12 protein-coding genes, 2 tRNA genes and 1 rRNA gene are annotated in these 15,467 nt (G+C 52.5%); 12 read left to right on the top strand and 3 right to left on the bottom strand.

What is annotated here, in order from left to right:
* The 3 genes from rrf to ACO0LK_RS18965 all read left to right on the top strand — a co-directional run.
* Positions 1 to 102, top strand: a 5S ribosomal RNA gene (gene rrf / locus ACO0LK_RS18975); the annotation flags it as partial.
* Between the two features lie 200 nt (positions 103 to 302).
* Positions 303 to 378 (top strand) — tRNA-Val (locus ACO0LK_RS18970).
* Between the two features lie 32 nt (positions 379 to 410).
* Positions 411 to 487 (top strand) — tRNA-Asp (locus tag ACO0LK_RS18965).
* 611 nt (positions 488 to 1,098) lie between these two features.
* On the opposite strand, the gene ACO0LK_RS18960 is transcribed toward ACO0LK_RS18965, so the two are convergent.
* Positions 1,099 to 2,007, bottom strand: a complete 909-nt coding sequence (locus ACO0LK_RS18960) for a recombination-associated protein RdgC (protein ID WP_422977769.1) — start codon at positions 2,005 to 2,007, stop codon at positions 1,099 to 1,101.
* Between ACO0LK_RS18960 and ACO0LK_RS18955 the strand changes: the two genes are divergently transcribed.
* The 8 genes from ACO0LK_RS18955 (at position 1,955) to ACO0LK_RS18920 (ending at position 11,229) form a co-directional block, all read left to right on the top strand.
* Positions 1,955 to 2,734, top strand: coding sequence for a DUF6622 family protein (locus ACO0LK_RS18955; protein WP_422977767.1), 780 nt, complete (start codon positions 1,955 to 1,957; stop codon positions 2,732 to 2,734). The two genes, ACO0LK_RS18960 and ACO0LK_RS18955, sit on opposite strands and share 53 nt — an antisense overlap.
* A 153-nt stretch (positions 2,735 to 2,887) precedes the next feature.
* Entirely contained in the window at positions 2,888 to 4,600 is a 1,713-nt protein-coding gene (argS, locus tag ACO0LK_RS18950; RefSeq protein ID WP_422977765.1) for an arginine--tRNA ligase, read from the top strand.
* Positions 4,601 to 4,768: 168 nt separating this feature from the next.
* Positions 4,769 to 5,395: an SPOR domain-containing protein gene (locus tag ACO0LK_RS18945; RefSeq protein WP_422977763.1), complete on the top strand. Its 627-nt coding sequence runs from the start codon at positions 4,769 to 4,771 to the stop codon at positions 5,393 to 5,395.
* An 18-nt stretch (positions 5,396 to 5,413) separates the two neighbouring features.
* Positions 5,414 to 6,169, top strand: coding sequence for a thiol:disulfide interchange protein DsbA/DsbL (locus tag ACO0LK_RS18940; protein ID WP_422977761.1), 756 nt, complete (start codon positions 5,414 to 5,416; stop codon positions 6,167 to 6,169).
* A 43-nt stretch (positions 6,170 to 6,212) separates the two neighbouring features.
* Positions 6,213 to 6,992, top strand: a complete 780-nt coding sequence (locus tag ACO0LK_RS18935) for an SDR family oxidoreductase (protein WP_422977759.1) — start codon at positions 6,213 to 6,215, stop codon at positions 6,990 to 6,992.
* A gap of 58 nt (positions 6,993 to 7,050) precedes the next feature.
* Positions 7,051 to 7,803, top strand: a complete 753-nt coding sequence (locus tag ACO0LK_RS18930) for a helical backbone metal receptor (protein WP_422977775.1) — start codon at positions 7,051 to 7,053, stop codon at positions 7,801 to 7,803.
* A gap of 180 nt (positions 7,804 to 7,983) precedes the next feature.
* Positions 7,984 to 10,419: a TonB-dependent receptor plug domain-containing protein gene (locus tag ACO0LK_RS18925; protein ID WP_422977757.1), complete on the top strand. Its 2,436-nt coding sequence runs from the start codon at positions 7,984 to 7,986 to the stop codon at positions 10,417 to 10,419.
* A 270-nt stretch (positions 10,420 to 10,689) separates the two neighbouring features.
* The gene (locus ACO0LK_RS18920; RefSeq protein WP_422977755.1) at positions 10,690 to 11,229 is read left to right on the top strand and encodes a carboxymuconolactone decarboxylase family protein; all 540 of its coding nucleotides are present in this window, start codon (positions 10,690 to 10,692) and stop codon (positions 11,227 to 11,229) included.
* A gap of 1 nt (position 11,230) precedes the next feature.
* Here ACO0LK_RS18920 and ACO0LK_RS18915 read toward each other — a convergent pair whose 3' ends face one another.
* Together ACO0LK_RS18915 and ACO0LK_RS18910 are read right to left on the bottom strand one after the other, a co-directional pair.
* Positions 11,231 to 12,124 carry a DMT family transporter gene (locus tag ACO0LK_RS18915; RefSeq protein WP_422977753.1) on the bottom strand — a complete coding sequence of 298 codons (894 nt, stop codon included), beginning with the start codon at positions 12,122 to 12,124 and terminating at the stop codon, positions 11,231 to 11,233.
* A gap of 66 nt (positions 12,125 to 12,190) precedes the next feature.
* Entirely contained in the window at positions 12,191 to 14,071 is a 1,881-nt protein-coding gene (locus tag ACO0LK_RS18910; protein ID WP_422977751.1) for a glycoside hydrolase family 13 protein, read from the bottom strand.
* Positions 14,072 to 14,378: 307 nt separating this feature from the next.
* Here ACO0LK_RS18910 and ACO0LK_RS18905 point away from each other — a divergent pair, with 307 nt between their 5' ends.
* A complete protein-coding gene (locus tag ACO0LK_RS18905) occupies positions 14,379 to 15,332 on the top strand; it encodes a hypothetical protein (protein ID WP_422977749.1) in 954 nt (317 codons plus the stop codon).
* Positions 15,333 to 15,467: the final 135 nt, after the last annotated feature.

Below are 15,467 nucleotides of genomic sequence, written 5' to 3'. Positions count from 1 at the left end.
TAGCTAATCGGTACCACCCCTTCCCATCCCGAACAGGACCGTGAAACGATTACGCGCCAATGATAGTGCTGCAACCAGTGTGAAAGTAGGTTATCGTCAGGCTTTTATTCCGCAGACCCCCGCTCAGTTAATGAGTGGGGGTTTTGCTTTTAAGTGAGAATAGTCGATTTTATAGGTGGTTTCGCAGATTTTAGTGAAATGGCCAGGAAAAAGACTAGACAAGAAGCCAGATTGTGCAGTATAATTTTGCTTCTGTTGATGTGGTGACACACATTAATGTTTGTCTGACTAAGCAAGAATATGGGTGCTTAGCTCAGTTGGTAGAGCGGCGCCCTTACAAGGCGTAGGTCGGGAGTTCGAGCCTCTCAGCACCCACCACAGATAAACAGCAGCAACGGTTAAGTAGTTTCGGAGTGGTAGTTCAGTTGGTTAGAATACCGGCCTGTCACGCCGGGGGTCGCGGGTTCGAGCCCCGTCCGCTCCGCCAGTTATAAAGAAAAAAGACAAGCGATGCTTGTCTTTTTTTTCGTCCGCATTTTCCTGCAACCCAGGCAAACATTTACGCGGATCCACGAATGTTGCTGGAGTGCCAGCCCGGTAGTCTGCTGCCTGCCCAAACGCGACGATATTGGTTTTCACGGTGAATACGGCATACCAATACAAGGGCTTGAACTGCTCCAACACTTCATCGACAGCACTGAGAATGCCAGTAGCCAGCCATCGAGCTTATAAAAGAAATAGCCGAAGCCCCGTCGCTCCAGCGCAGGCTGGAGCCTTGAGTCGTTGCTTGATGCGCTGTGCGACGTGATTAAGAGAGCGATTGAGCGATAGGACAGCGGTGCGCGCAGCACACCCTACTATGGCGAGGAAGCGCTGCGACCTGGAAATAAGATAAGAAACCCAAGCAACAGAGTAAGAGCAGAGGGCGCATATCGTTCTATTTCAGTTCGCCGGCGTAACGAAGTCTGCTTGCAAGCCGCCTTTCCTGCCTCGGTACCTCTGTGTTGATAGGTCTTCGGTTTATCGTAAATGTTCCGCATAAAACAAAAAACCCGCCCAATTACTTGAGCGGGGATCGGGATAAAACGCCTCAGTTCATCACGCAGCCTGTGCGCTGTCCATCTCGCCATCCAGTGCAAACACCACGTCATCCAGCAAGCGGGCCAGTTCTGCAGTCATCAGCACAAAGTCGGCATCAAAGCGTTCTTCTTCATTGCTGCCCTTGTCTTTGCTTTCATCCAGTACATCCAGCGGTTTGATGCGCTTGATTGTCAATGTATCGGTCAGGACGAAACTGATCTTGTCATCCCAGGTCAATGCCAGTTTGGTGCATTGCTTGCCGGCGCTGATGTGTTTCTGGATATCGTCCGGTTCCAGCGTGTAGCGCACGTAGCGTACGGTGGCCTTGTCTTCGGTGGATGACTTCAGTTCGGTATCCTGGTCTATGGTGAAACCTTTGGGGGCTTCATTGCCGGCCAGCCAGCCTGTCATGGCTGCTTGCGGCGAGGCTTTGGTGCGCAAGCCTTCCAAGGGCAGCTTGTCACAGCATTTCAACAAGAGTTTGATGACTTCATCGGCCTTGGATGGGCTGGAGGCATCAATCACCAGCCAGCGGTTCACCGGATCTATCCATACATTGGTATTGCGCTTGACGCCAAAGGCGCGTGGCAATAATTCTTCAGTAATGCGCTCTTTCAGGTCTTTCATGGCTTTGCGGCCAGGCGCGAAACCCTGTTCTTCCTCGATTTCCAGCGCACGTGCCTTGGTAACCTGATTGATAACGCTGGAAGGCAGCAATTTCTTTTCAGTTGCCAGCGAAATCAGGAATTGCTGATTGACGCAGTGCACCAGCTGATCATTATTGCGTGGCGACGCCCAGCCCTGGCTCTGCATCTCGTTCGATGGACATTGCGAAAAGGCAATACGTGACAATTGGGTATGTAACTCCTCGGCAGTGATCTTCCAGGGAGCAGTAAGACGAAAAACTTGCAAATTCTTGAACCACATAGCGTATCCAGACGAAGAAAACCTAGCATTCTACACGCCTGAGACCACACGCTCACGACCAAAAACACCCCTTTTGCGGCAAGAACCAGCGCTTCGTCGCTTTCTTGCATACAGGCTGGATCAGCTTTGCAATACTTCTTCCATCGCAGCAAAACAAATACCCGAAACGATACTGACCGCACTAAAGGAGATCATCATGTTGAACCAAATCATCAGCAACACACCAATTTATGTATGGGCAATTCTGGGCTTCCTGGCTTATCGCGGCATCAAGTCCAGCGTGGACAGGGAATTGAAAGTCAGGACTATCGTCATCATCCCTGTTGTCATGCTGGCATTGTCGATACAGGGTATCTTGTCCGGTTTCGGTGCTGATCCAGTGGTACTGGCAGCGTGGTTGGCAACGATGGTGCTTGGTTCTGCAATCTCCTGGAGTCTGGTCAATGACAAGAATGTACGCGTCCTGGCAGACAAGGGTACGGTGTTTTATCGCGGTAGCTGGGCGCCGCTGATCATGATGATGGCCATTTTTGTAATGAAATACATAGTCAACGTGGCTTTGCATGTGAATCCGGCTTTGCACACGAATATGCTGTTCGCTGTCATCAGCACTGCTTTGTTTGGCCTGTTCAACGGTCTGTTCCTCGGCAAAATGCTGCGTGTCCTGATCATGTACAAACAAGCAATGTCTACCAATTCCATATTTGCAAGCTCTGCTACAGTATAAAAATCAATCTGGCAGCTGGCGGAGTAGTAGTAATTCGTAACAAGAAGATGCAAGATTCGCTTGCCGCATCTCAGACAGGGGACAGGGGGAGACAGTATAATGTCCCCTGTCCTTATTTTATTTATTGTCAAAATACAATAAAACTTCTGTGCCATGCTAGCTGAACAAAAACAAGAATTACTGAAATTATTCCAGAATGCGGTTGAACCCCTGTTGGTGGGGTCCGAGCTCAAGCCGACGATAGCGCTGGAGCGTCCGCGCGATCCTTCCCACGGTGATGCAGCCTGCAATATCGCCATGCAAATTGCGAAGCCTTTGCGCAAGAACCCGCGTGAACTGGCACAGGCGATTGTTGCAGCAGTAGAAGCACAAAATAGCCCGCTGGTTGCCGGCGTGGAAATCGCCGGTCCTGGCTTTATCAATATCCGTCTTGCAGCAGCAGCCAAACAGGCTGTGGCCGCGACCGTTTTGCAAAAGGGCGCGGAATTTGGCAAAAGCCAGCGCGGTGCCGGTGAAAAAGTCATCGTGGAATTTGTGTCTGCCAATCCTACGGGGCCATTGCATGTAGGTCATGGCCGTCAGGGGGCGCTGGGCGATGCTTTGTCTGCCTTGCTGGATGCCCAGGGTTATGCCGTCAGCCGCGAGTTTTACTATAACGATGCAGGTGTACAGATAGCTAATCTGGCCCTGTCGGTGCAAGCGCGCGCCAAAGGCTTTGCGCCTGGTGACGCTGGCTGGCCAGAGTCTGCCTATAACGGTGACTATATTGCCGATATCGCAAAAGACTTCCTGGCAAAGAACACCGTTTCTGCCGGTGACTGCGCGCCAGTCACGGCCAGTGGTGATGTGGATGATATGGAGTCCATACGTCACTTCAGCGTCACTTACCTGCGTCGTGAGCAGGATGCAGATTTGCTGGCCTTTGGCGTCAAGTTCGATAATTACTATCTTGAAACTTCGCTCTACAAGGAAAACAAGGTCGAGACGACAGTGGCTGCCCTGACGGCGGCTGGCAAGACCTATGAGCAGGATGGGGCACTGTGGTTGCGTACGACGGAATATGGTGACGACAAAGACCGCGTCATGAAAAAGTCGGATGGGACTTATACCTATTTCGTACCGGACGTGGCTTACCATGTTACAAAGTGGGAACGGGGTTACCGCAAGGCCATCAATATCATGGGCAGTGACCATCACGGCACTACTGCCCGCGTGCGTGGCGGCTTGCAGGCTTTGAATGTCGGCATACCGCAAGGCTACCCTGACTACATCCTGCACAAGATGGTGACCGTCATGAAGGATGGTGCCGAGGTCAAGATTTCCAAACGGGCTGGTTCTTATGTCACAGTGCGTGACCTGATTGAATGGTCGGGTGGCGGTGATGAGCAGCGTGGCCGTGATGCCGTGCGTTTCTTCCTGATCTCGCGCAAGGCTGATACTGAATTTGTGTTTGATGTCGACGTTGCCCTGGCCCGTTCGGATGAAAACCCGGTGTATTACGTCCAGTATGCGCATGCGCGTATCTGCTCCGTACTGGCGCAATATGCGACAGAAGAAGCGGCTTTTGCGCCGCTGGCCAATGTTGACCTGTCACCATTGACTGCACCGCGCGAAGCCAGCCTGCTGGCCAAGCTGGCAGAATATCCGGAAGCGCTGGAAAAGGCGCTGGATGAACTTGGCCCGCACCAGGTCGCGTTTTATCTGCGTGATCTGGCAGGTGAGTTGCATAGCTATTACAATGCTGAGCGGGTTCTGGTGGATGACGAAGCGACCAAACTTGCCAGGTTGGCGTTGATGCTGGCAACACGCCAGGTATTGCGCAACGGCCTTGCCCTGATTGGCGTTTCAGCACCAAACAAGATGTAATCACCCAGCTATACTAAGAGGTTGTTGCAAAATTAAGATGGCTCGGCGCCCCCGGCGAGGCGCGTTGCCGCAGACAGTACTTTAGTACAAAGTTATACGCTGGGGCAACGCAACAACACCAGATTAATTTTGAAATAGGCTCTAAGCTAACAAACACGTCGGAGACGCATGAAAGCATATCGTAACGCCTCAGTTCTGAAGCATGGCCAGCGCGGTAATACCCTGACTGGCATCATCGTAGGATTGGTCATCGGCCTGGCTATTGCCGTCGGTGTGGCAATGGTGATTACCAAGTCATCCACGCCGTTTACCAACAAAGGTGGCAAATCCGACAAGGCGGACCTGCCTCTGGCACAGTTGCAGGATCCGAACAAGCCTTTGTATGGCAACAAGGATGCCGTGAAAGAAGCCGCCAAGGATGTCGTCAAAGACCCGAACGCACCGGCCAAGCCTGCCGAAACACCGGTGCCACCACCAGTCAAGCCTGCTGAACCCAAGCCAGAAGTAAAAACAGCGGCTGAAAAAGCGGCAGACAAGGCCGCTGATGCTGCCGATGAAAAATATATTTACTTTTTGCAGGTTGGCGCGTTTAAGGAACAGACGGCTGCTGAAAACAGCCGGGCCAAACTGGCTTTGATCGGCTTTGAAGCACGCATAGTAGAAAAGACATCGGATAGCGGCACCATGTATCACGTACGCATAGGACCATTTTCTCAGCAAGAAACAATGAACCGTATGCGCGCCCGCCTGTCTGAGAATAGTGTGGATGTTGCCGTGGTGCGTACGGTCAAATAAACCTGTAAAGGAACTGAGATGTCATTGTTGAACCGAATTTTTCGTTGTGTGTTGCTGCTTGCCGGTATGAGCCTGATGGCAACTGCGGGTGCTTCGCCTACCATGCCGCAGGCCGGGGTGGAATATCAGGTACTTAAACGTCCGCAGCCTGCTGATGGTGGCAAGAAAATCGAAGTGATTGAATTTTTCGGTTATTTTTGCCCGCACTGCAATGCACTGGAACCCCTGATCGCCGAATGGGTGAAAAAACAGGGTGACAATATTGTCTTCAAGCGTGTGCATGTGAATTTTCACGGCCTGGTGCCGCAACAAAAATTGTATTTCACCATGGAAGCCATGGGTAAGGCGGACGAATACCATATGAAGGCTTTCAATGCTTTTCATATAGACCGTAACCGCCTGCAAAGTGATGCCGAAGTCATGGAGTTCGTGAACAAATCCGGTCTCGACAAGCAAAAATTTTCCGATATCTATAACTCGTTTTCCATCCAGAGCAAGCTGAACCGTGCAGCGCAACTGTCGGACGCTTATCAGGTCGATGGCGTACCCTTCATTGCGGTTGATGGTCGCTTTACGACGTCGCCAGTGATGTCGGTGACCACGATAGCGCGGGTAACGGAAGAGGAACAAAATCGTTCTGTTTTGCAGGTATTGGATTTTCTGATTACGAAAATTCAGAAAGAAAGAAATGCGCCGGCAGCTCCGGCTGCTGCGTCATCAGCTGCCCCGGCATCAGCAGCAGCTCCGGCAAAAGCCCCGGTCAAGAAAAAATAAATAATAGAATCCGCCGTGCTGGCGGATTTTTTCATTGGACGCCATGAAAACTGTCTTCATTACCGGTGCTTCATCCGGCATAGGTGCCGCCCTGGCCCATGCGTATGCGCAACAAGGGGCAACCCTGGCCCTGGTCGCCAGGCGCAGTGATGTGCTGGAAGAGTTGCGCCAGAGTCTGCCTGACCCGGGCCGGCACCATATCTATGCTGTCGACGTGACTGATCATGCCGCACTGGCACAAGCTGCGAACAGCTTCATGCAGGCGGTGGGGCAGGTGAATGTGGTGATTGCCAATGCGGGCATATCGGTAGGTACGCTCAGTGAATTTGCTGAAGACACACAGGTATTCGACCGCGTCTTGCAAACCAATCTGATGGCGACAGTGGCGACCTTCTCCCCCTTCATCGGTGCCATGAAAAGCTATGCCAGGCAGACTGACTGTCGCCTGGTCGGCATAGGCAGTGTTGCCGGCATACGCGGCTTGCCTGGAGCGGGTGCTTACTGCGCTTCCAAGGCCGCTGTTATAAGTTATTGCGAATCCTTGCGGGTGGAGTTGCGTGACAGCGGCATACGTGTGGTCACCATTGCACCTGGTTATATTGATACGCCTATGACACGCGACAATCCCTATCCCATGCCTTTCCTGATGCCGGTGCAGGCATTTTCGAATGCTGCAGTAGCGGCAATCGACAGCGGCGATTCTTACCGCATCATCCCCTGGCAGATGGGGGTTGTTGCCAAGCTGATGCGCATCCTGCCCAACTGGCTGTATGACGCTGTTTTTGCCAGGGCACGCCGCAAACCGCGTGCAGCCGGTGACTGACAGCGTGCAACAGCCTGCTTTGCTGGTGGATGCCATAGGCACCATCCATACTCCTTGTATGACGCCGCCACGCATCGTCAGCCTGGTGCCATCGATTACCGAATTACTGTGTGACCTGGGCTTGTCATCCAGTCTGGTTGGACGCACCGGTTTTTGTATTCATCCTAAAGAAGTGGTTGCCTCCATACCCAAGGTCGGCGGTACCAAGGATGTGAATATCGATAAGATACGCAAACTGGCGCCCACGCACCTGATCGTCAATATCGATGAAAACGAAAAGCCGGCCGTGGATGCCCTGGCGGAATTCATTCCGCATATCGTCGTCACCCATCCGCTGGTTCCACGTGACAATCTGGCGTTATATCAGTTGCTGGGCAATATTTTTGGCGCGCAGGCAAAGGCCTTGCAGCTATGCCAGCGCTTTGAAGAGGCTTATGCGTTGCTGCCTGCATTACCTGAACTGTCCGACCAGACTGTCAGACGCAAGCTGGTGTATTGCATCTGGCAAGACCCGTGGATGACAGTCAGTTCTGCTACCTATATCTCAGCCATGCTGGCCCTGATAGGCTGGCAAACCTGGTCGCCACCAGACAGTACAGCGCGTTACCCGGTTTTCCGCTGGAATGATGAAATGTTGCGCGAGATTGATGGTGTACTCTTGTCCAGTGAACCCTATCGTTTTACCGAAACCCATGTAGATGCGCTGGAAAAACAGCTGGGCCTGCCAGTGCAACTGGTGGATGGTGAAATGCTGTCCTGGTACGGTAGCCGTGCAATAGCCGGTCTGCATTATCTGAAGCAACTGGTCTGAGGCGCTGATACAACAAGGTAATGCAATTCAGCGCATTAGCACCTTTTCCGCAATAGATACATATCATTTAAGCAAAAATGCCACACTGATCAGCGCTTTGATTGACACTCCATTGTCGTGACAACCATACTTCTGGACATACCAGTTAAGGTTTTTTGACAATTCTTGGAGAAGTTCGTTATGAGTAAGATGCTTAAGATGCATAAGGCAGTGTTGCTTGCCCTGTATGGTGCAAGTGCCGCAGCGGTTTTTATACCGGGCATGGCAACAGCACAAACCACGACTGCTCCCGCAGCGACGCCCGCAACATCAGTAACACCAGTAACTGAGCCTGGCATGCAGACGGCAACCATCATCGGTTCGCGTCGTGTCAATTCCAGTGCTACCGAAACGCCTTTGCCTATCGATTTTATTTCCATTTCCAAATCAGCCGAGCAGGGCGGGCAATTTGACCTGGCGCAGACACTGGCAAATATTTCCCCTTCCTTCAATTCCACGCGCCAGACCGGTGCCGATGGTGCCGACCTGGTTGATTCTGCCGCCCTGCGTGGCCTGGGTTCTGACCAGACGCTGGTGCTGGTGAATGGCAAGCGCCGTCATACGGTCGCGCTGGTGAATCTGTTTGGTGCCCGCAATCGCGGCAATACCGGCACGGACCTGAATGCCATCCCGGTGATGGCGATCAGCAATGTCCAGGTCTTGCGTGACGGTGCTGCTGCTCAATATGGTTCCGACGCGATTGCCGGTGTCATGGATATCACCCTCAAGAAGAGCCTTGGTTGTGAAGCCAGTTTTGGTTACAGCCAGTATTCTGCCGGTGACGGTAAAAACTATCTGCCATCCGCATATTGCGGCATCGCCCTGGGTGAAAAAGGGGTGTTGGGCATTACGGTTGAATATACCGACCGTGGCCGTTCCAACCGGGCTGATCCGGGTAATCCGCGCACCATTGGTGACACCAAGATGACCGGTCCTACCGTCTATCTGAACGGTGAAGTGCCTAACGGCGGCAGTGACAAACTGTATTTCACCCTGGGTACGCAACAGCGCAAGGCGTCTTCTGCCGCCTTTGCTCGCGGTGGCATAGGTTCTGACGACATCCCTTCGCGCAATTCTGCCGCCATGTATCCAAATGGTTTTGTGCCTTACATCAATGGTGACATCAATGATATCTACGGCACCATAGGTTATAAGTGGGATATCGGCGAATGGCGGGCTGACCTGTCGCAGACCTATGGTTTCAATGAACTCAAGTACACCACCAGCAATACCCTGAATGCTTCCATTGCCAACAAGGATCTGCTGGCCGGCGGCAAGGGTATCAGCCCGAATCGTTTTGATGCCGGTGGTTTCTCGTTTTCACAAGCGACCACCAACCTCGATTTCAGCCGTTTCTTTGATGGTTTCATGAATGGTGTCAACGTCGCCTTTGGTGCCGAATACCGCCGTGAAAATTACAAGATTTTTGCCGGTGAACCAGGCTCATACAATGACGTCGATGGCGTAGGGTTTGGCGGCAATGCCGGTAGCCAGGGCTTCCCCGGCTTCCAGCCTGGTGACCGTACCGACAAGAACAGGAACAGCGTTGCTGCCTATGTCGATGTAGAAACCGATGTGACCAAGCGCTTTAAAGTGCAGACCGCCATGCGTGGTGAGCGTTATAGCGATTTCGGTTCCACCCTGACCGGCAAACTGGCGGCCAGTTACAAGGTATCTGACGAAATGCTGGTGCGCGGTTCCGTAAGTACCGGTTTCCGTGCCCCGTCCTTGCAGCAAGTGTATTTCTCATCCACCTTCACCGACTTTATTAGCGGCAAGCCCATGGACGTAGTACTGGCACCAAACGGTGGTGCCATCGCCAATGCTGCCGGCATACCTAAACTGAAGGATGAAACCTCCAAGAACTACACCTTTGGTCTGACCTACAAGCCAACCAATGCCTTCTCGATGACAGCGGATCTGTATCGTATCGATATCGCCGACCGTATCGTGTTGTCAGGCCGTTTTGATGCCGATAACTATCCGGCACTGGGGGCAGCGTTGTCCGCTCTGGGCGTGGGCCAGGCGCAGTTCTTCGTGAATTCTGTCAATACCAAGACGCAGGGCCTGGATCTGACGGCATCGCATAAAACCAGTCTGGGCAGCGGTAAACTGTCTACCTATCTGGGCTTTAATTACAGCAAGACAGAAGTCACCAAGGTACAGGCGCCGCCATCCCTGCGTGGCTATGAAGATGTCCTGCTGTCCGAACGTGAACGTCTGTTCATCGAACAGGGTGGCCCAAGGATGAAAGCCACACTGGCCTTCAATTATGACCAGGGTCCATGGGCAAGCGAATTCAAGATCATCCATTATGGTTCACAAACCCTGGGCACTTTCTCGGGCACGGCTGCGGGTGTACCAAATGCCTACTACGAACCCAAAACCTCGGCAGACGTGGCTTTGACCTATGCCTTCAATGACACCACCAAACTGACAGTCGGTGGCAATAATGTGTTCAACGTCAAACCTACACGCCAGGATCCGAACGAAACCGACAATGGTTTTTACTATGACAGCGTGCAGTTTGGCCTGGGTGGTGCGTCATACTTCATCAAGCTGTGGAAGAAGTTCTAATCTGTAAAACCTGTTCTGTAAAAAATCATCTGTACCGCAAGAGCCCTGGCTCCTGCATTCTGAGAATCGGCCTGGATGTGCATCAGGCCGATTTTTTCTATTGATAATTCCTAAAAACGGAATAATTAATTTACAAATACGGATATTCTTTTGTTTTGTGGAATAAGGCAAAGTTACGTCATTCGCGGTGCTGACAGATGCCGACAGATGCCGACAGATGCTGAAAGGAAGCGCGCGAATCCCTTAAACCCGATTTGAATGGAATCTCACATGTCCCGTCTTGCCATCCCTGCCGTAGAACAATCCCCTGCCGCTTCCCAGCCTTTACTCGCTGCCGTCAACCAGCAACTAGGCATGGTACCTAACCTGATGAAGCTGGTGGGCAATAGCCCGGCTGCCCTTGAAGGCTATCTGTCACTCAGTGGTGCACTGGCCAAAGGCAGCCTGAGCGCACAACTGCGTGAACGTATCGCCCTGACTATTGCTGAATACAATGGCTGCGATTATTGCCTGGCAGCCCACGCTTATCTGGGTAAAAATCTGGCGAAACTCAGTGATGCAGAGATTGACGCGGCACGCGATGCGCATGCGACAGATGCTAAAACCCATGCAGCCCTGCAATTTGCGCTTCAAGTCGCCCAACAGCGTGGCCGTGTCAGTGACGCAGAGCTGAGCAATTTGCGTGCTGCCGGGTTTGATGACGCGGCGGTCATAGAAATCGTCTTGAATGTGGCCGTGAATGTATTGACCAACTACGTCAATAACGTGGCCCATACGGACGTGGATTTTCCGAAAGTGAATCCGCGTTAATTCAGGTCTTGTTGGTCAATGTCACCCCGGCGATGACCAGCAAGCCACCTATGATCATGGATGTCAGTATGGGCTCACCCAGTATCAGTGCGCCCAGGCTGATGCCAAATACCGGCACCAGGTTATTGAAGACAGCAGTACGGGCCGGCCCTATGCTTTTGACGCCTTCGTAATACCAGACAAAGCCGATGACAGTACCAAAGGCTCCCAGATAGACCAGCGCGGCGATGACCTGCAGGCTCATGTGAGCCGGTTCAAAACGAGGTATTTCCAACGCTGCACCTATACCCAGCAAGAGCAGGCCCCAGAGTGAAGCATAGGTCGTGGCGGCAATCGGCGACAAACCTTTCAGCGCATGTCTGCCTATGATGGTGTAGGCCGCCCAGCCACAAATCGCAGCCAGCATGAAGAGCTCGCCCTTGCCGACCGATTGCGATAAATCGTGTACGGCCCCCAGCAAATCACCACGGGTGATGACGACCGCCGCACCGGCAAAGGCAATCAGGATGCCCAGCCAGCGTAGCTTGCTCAGTCGTTCTCCAAACAGCATGGCCAGCGCCAGCGCGGTGACGATAGGGTTCAAGGCCACAAACAGCGCCGTACGGCCGGCGGGCATGCGCTCCAGTGCGGCAAAAAAACACAGGTTATATAAAAAGATACCGGTTGCCCCAAGCGAAAACGTCGCGTGCATCTGTTGTCGCGTCAGTTTCGGCAAGCCACCTTCCAGTCGCCATGCCAGCAGCAATAAAAGAATGCTGGCCACAGAAAAGCGGATAAACGCCGCAATCATATGCGGGATTTCCTTGGCGACCAGACGCCCGGCAATGAAAGTGCCACCCCAGAACAGAGCGACACAGACAAGTTTCAGGTAAGTGATGACAGGAGTTTTGTTCACGGTGGTGTAGGCAATGCAAAAGCTTGTTAGCCTACACCAAAACCATGAATCAAGTCTTTCGCAACGCTAGTGAATCTCCAATAGCAAAACACTACGCGCAGGCACGTTCAATGTTGGCGCAAGTGCAAATTCCTGCCCTGTGAACACGTCTTTTCCGGTGGCCCTGGCGGGCAGGATTTCGTCAAAGCGCTGCGTTTTAAGTTCTGTAGCAACAGTATTCTTGTTCATCACCACCATGAACTTGTGTTTCTGGTCGTAGCGGAAATACACATAAATACCATCCTGCGGCGCGAAATGCATGAGTTTGCCGCTGTGGATGGCGGTCTGGGTCTTGCGCCAGTTCAGCAGTTTTTTGATAAAGGCCTGTGCTTCCAGTTGTCTGGGGTTAAGCCCTGCACCGGTGAAGGCATTCACCGTATCGCCTGCCCAGCCACCGGGAAAGTCTTTTCTGAAAGCGCCGTCATCCCTGTGTTTGGTACTGGTCATCAGGATTTCCGTGCCATAGTAAAACTGTGGTGTGCGCGGCATCGTAGCGACGTAGGTGACGGCCATCCGGAATAAATCCAGGTCTTCATCCAGGGCGCTGTACAGGCGGCTGACATCATGATTGCCTTCAAACAGCACCATTGCCGATGGTTGTGGATAAAGCTGGTCATTGACCAGGCTTTCATACAATGTGGCAAAGCCGGAATGCAGGTTTTCTGGTGCGACCAGGGCTTTGCGCAGGGTATCGTGCAAAGGGTAATCCATCATGCTGGGCATGTGGGATACATAGCCATTCGCATTCTTGTGCCCGCGCAGCCAGTGGGCGACCAGATTCGGATTGTCTGACCATTCTTCACCGACCAGTGTCAGGTGCGGATATTCCTGCATGACACGGCGCGACCATTGCGTCAGAAATGCGGGGTCGGAATAGCCGTAAGTGTCAGCGCGTATCCCTGCCAGCCCGGCATACTCTATCCACCAGATAGTGTTTTGTATTTGGTAGTTGGTTACCAGGGGATTGTTCTGGTTCATGTCTGGCATGTGTACTTCAAACCAGCCCTGGGTGTAATTCTTTTTATCGATGGCGGAGGCATACGGGTCACTGACTGTGGTGCGCGCATGGTAGGTGGGTACAAATTCACTGCCATAGCTGAGCCAGTCTTTGCTGGGCAAGTCTTTCATCCACCAGTGACCATCGCCGATATGGTTGAGCACGATATCCTGTATCACGCCTATACCCTGCTTTTTGGCCTCGGCCACCAGTTGCCGGTATTCTTCGTTATTGCCTAGGCGCGCATCGACCTTGTAATAATCGCTTGTCGCATAGCCATGGTAAGAATAGCTTTGCTGATTGTTTTCCATGACCGGCGTCGGCCACAGCATGGTGTAGCCCATGCCGGCAATGTAATTCAGATGGTCACGTATGCCTTTCAGGTCGCCCCCATGCCGACTGGCACTGGCATCCGCACGGTCGAGCTTGTCGGTAAAGCCTGGCAGGCTGTCATTGCTGGTATCGCCATTGGCAAAACGGTCTGGCATGAGATTGAGGATGACATCTGCCGGACCAAAGCCAGGTCTTTGCGCCGAGTTTTTTTCGCGCGCTTTCAATTCATAGGGGATGACAATTTCTTTATTACCCTGACGCAGGATGATGTTGAATTTGCCTGCCCTGGCAACGGGCGAAATCCGCAGATTGAGAAACAGGTAATTCGGATTGCTGACTTTGCTGGTGCCATCAAGTTTGACACCTGGATAATTGATGGATGGCGCATAGGTCGCAATCTGCGGGCCATGCAGCATCAGTTGCAACTGCGGGTTTTTCATGCCTGCCCACCAGAAGCTGGGTTCCACATGGTCCAGGCTATTGGGTTGTGCTAATGCGGGTGTCGTGATCAGTCCGGCCAGCATTGGTATCAGCACCATTTTCGCCATCAACCGGATAGGCAGGTCAGGGAATTGCATAGGGTCTCCTTCTTTTTATATTATGTAATTAAACTACATTTGTAATTAATTATAGGATTTAAATCATTATTTAAGGGTATTTTTAATATTTTATGTGTATCAAAGATACATGATCGAAGATGTTGTTTATGCCAGTCGCTACATTAGTCTTGATGCCAACCGTGTTTTAAAGCTGGAAATGAGGGGAAGATCTGCCTCTTTTATACGCATCCTGTGGCAGTTTTCTTTGTTATTTTTAGACTCGTGGCAATTGGAAGAGAAAAGCAGCGAAACCGCTGCGCTCAGACTGGAATCCCAAGGGGGGTATATGAATGATATTACGAGTTTAAAAGCGTTTTTCGGTGATGTACAGGAACTGCAAAGCAAGCTGAAAACCAGGATGACCGATGTAGAAAGCACTGCCGACAAATTCAAGGCGGCTTTTCAGGCTGCTGCCAAACCGGGTACCAAAGACACGATCGTAGCGGCACTGAAAGATGCAGTGTCTGGCGATAGTAGTAATAACAGCACCAATAGCACCAGCAGCACCAGCAGCACCAGCAGCGCTGCTTCCGACCTGGCAGGCCAGATACAGGCAACACTGGCGGCCTTGCAGCAGCAATTGCAAAACAAGATCACCCCGGCACCAACGCCAGCCGCTTCGGCGACCAGTGATGCGGTCAGCAGTGTGGCTGCCAGCACGGTCACCGCTGCCACGGCTGCCACCGCCACTACCGCCGCTGCTGCGACCACTACAAGCACTACAAACACGACCAACGCTGCAAACGCTACTACGGCGGCAACTGCGGTAGCTGCTGCGACCAGTGCGGCATCTGAGTCTACCACTGCAACGGCAGCAACGCCGCCCGCGCCGGCACCAGCCATCGCCGCCGTCAATGCCACGCATACGCCATACCGTGTCTACGATCCGACTAATCCTTCCGCTTTTGTGGAGCCAACCAACCCAGGTGGCGGCCCCAACCTGCTGGCATCTGACCTGGTATTCAATCCGGACCCGCGACCTAATTCACCCCTGTCGGTCGCCTTGCCTACCGCAGCCTATGGTTCGGCAGAATGGAAAGATCAGATCCAGACCTATAAGGCTACCTATGAAAAACTGGGTGCCGACAATGCTGCCTGGAACCAGAAAAATATGGAATTGCGCAAGCAGACCTTGCTTGCTTCGCCTTACGCAGCCTTCGCCGGCCACCAGGGGCAGAACGCCGCTGCTGCGGCTGATCCATACACTCTGGCGTCTGCTGCCAGCAGAGCTGCCATCTGATTTCATGGTATCGGGTTTGCCTGCGCTGATGCCAGCCTGGGCATTACTTCAACATGGACAGTCTGAGAATGTTTTAGTACCGTCTAATGGATGTGTTTTTAAAAAACCTCTCCCAGTACTGGACCTCACGCATCG

This window comes from Undibacterium sp. Ji49W (assembly GCF_049340205.1).
GTDB lineage: Bacteria > Pseudomonadota > Gammaproteobacteria > Burkholderiales > Burkholderiaceae_D > Undibacterium.
This window is presented reverse-complemented; position numbering and strand designations above follow the sequence as displayed.

Excerpts from the sequence above, each read along its gene's own strand:
- ACO0LK_RS18960 (WP_422977769.1), bottom strand. The coding sequence starts at position 2,007 with ATGTGGTTCAAGAATTTGCAAGTTTTTCGTCTTACTGCTCCCTGGAAG.
- argS (WP_422977765.1), top strand. The coding sequence starts at position 2,888 with ATGCTAGCTGAACAAAAACAAGAATTACTGAAATTATTCCAGAATGCG.
- ACO0LK_RS18945 (WP_422977763.1), top strand. The coding sequence starts at position 4,769 with ATGAAAGCATATCGTAACGCCTCAGTTCTGAAGCATGGCCAGCGCGGT.
- ACO0LK_RS18940 (WP_422977761.1), top strand. The coding sequence starts at position 5,414 with ATGTCATTGTTGAACCGAATTTTTCGTTGTGTGTTGCTGCTTGCCGGT.
- ACO0LK_RS18935 (WP_422977759.1), top strand. The coding sequence starts at position 6,213 with ATGAAAACTGTCTTCATTACCGGTGCTTCATCCGGCATAGGTGCCGCC.
- ACO0LK_RS18930 (WP_422977775.1), top strand. The coding sequence starts at position 7,051 with ATGACGCCGCCACGCATCGTCAGCCTGGTGCCATCGATTACCGAATTA.
- ACO0LK_RS18925 (WP_422977757.1), top strand. The coding sequence starts at position 7,984 with ATGAGTAAGATGCTTAAGATGCATAAGGCAGTGTTGCTTGCCCTGTAT.
- ACO0LK_RS18920 (WP_422977755.1), top strand. The coding sequence starts at position 10,690 with ATGTCCCGTCTTGCCATCCCTGCCGTAGAACAATCCCCTGCCGCTTCC.
- ACO0LK_RS18910 (WP_422977751.1), bottom strand. The coding sequence starts at position 14,071 with ATGCAATTCCCTGACCTGCCTATCCGGTTGATGGCGAAAATGGTGCTG.
- ACO0LK_RS18905 (WP_422977749.1), top strand. The coding sequence starts at position 14,379 with ATGAATGATATTACGAGTTTAAAAGCGTTTTTCGGTGATGTACAGGAA.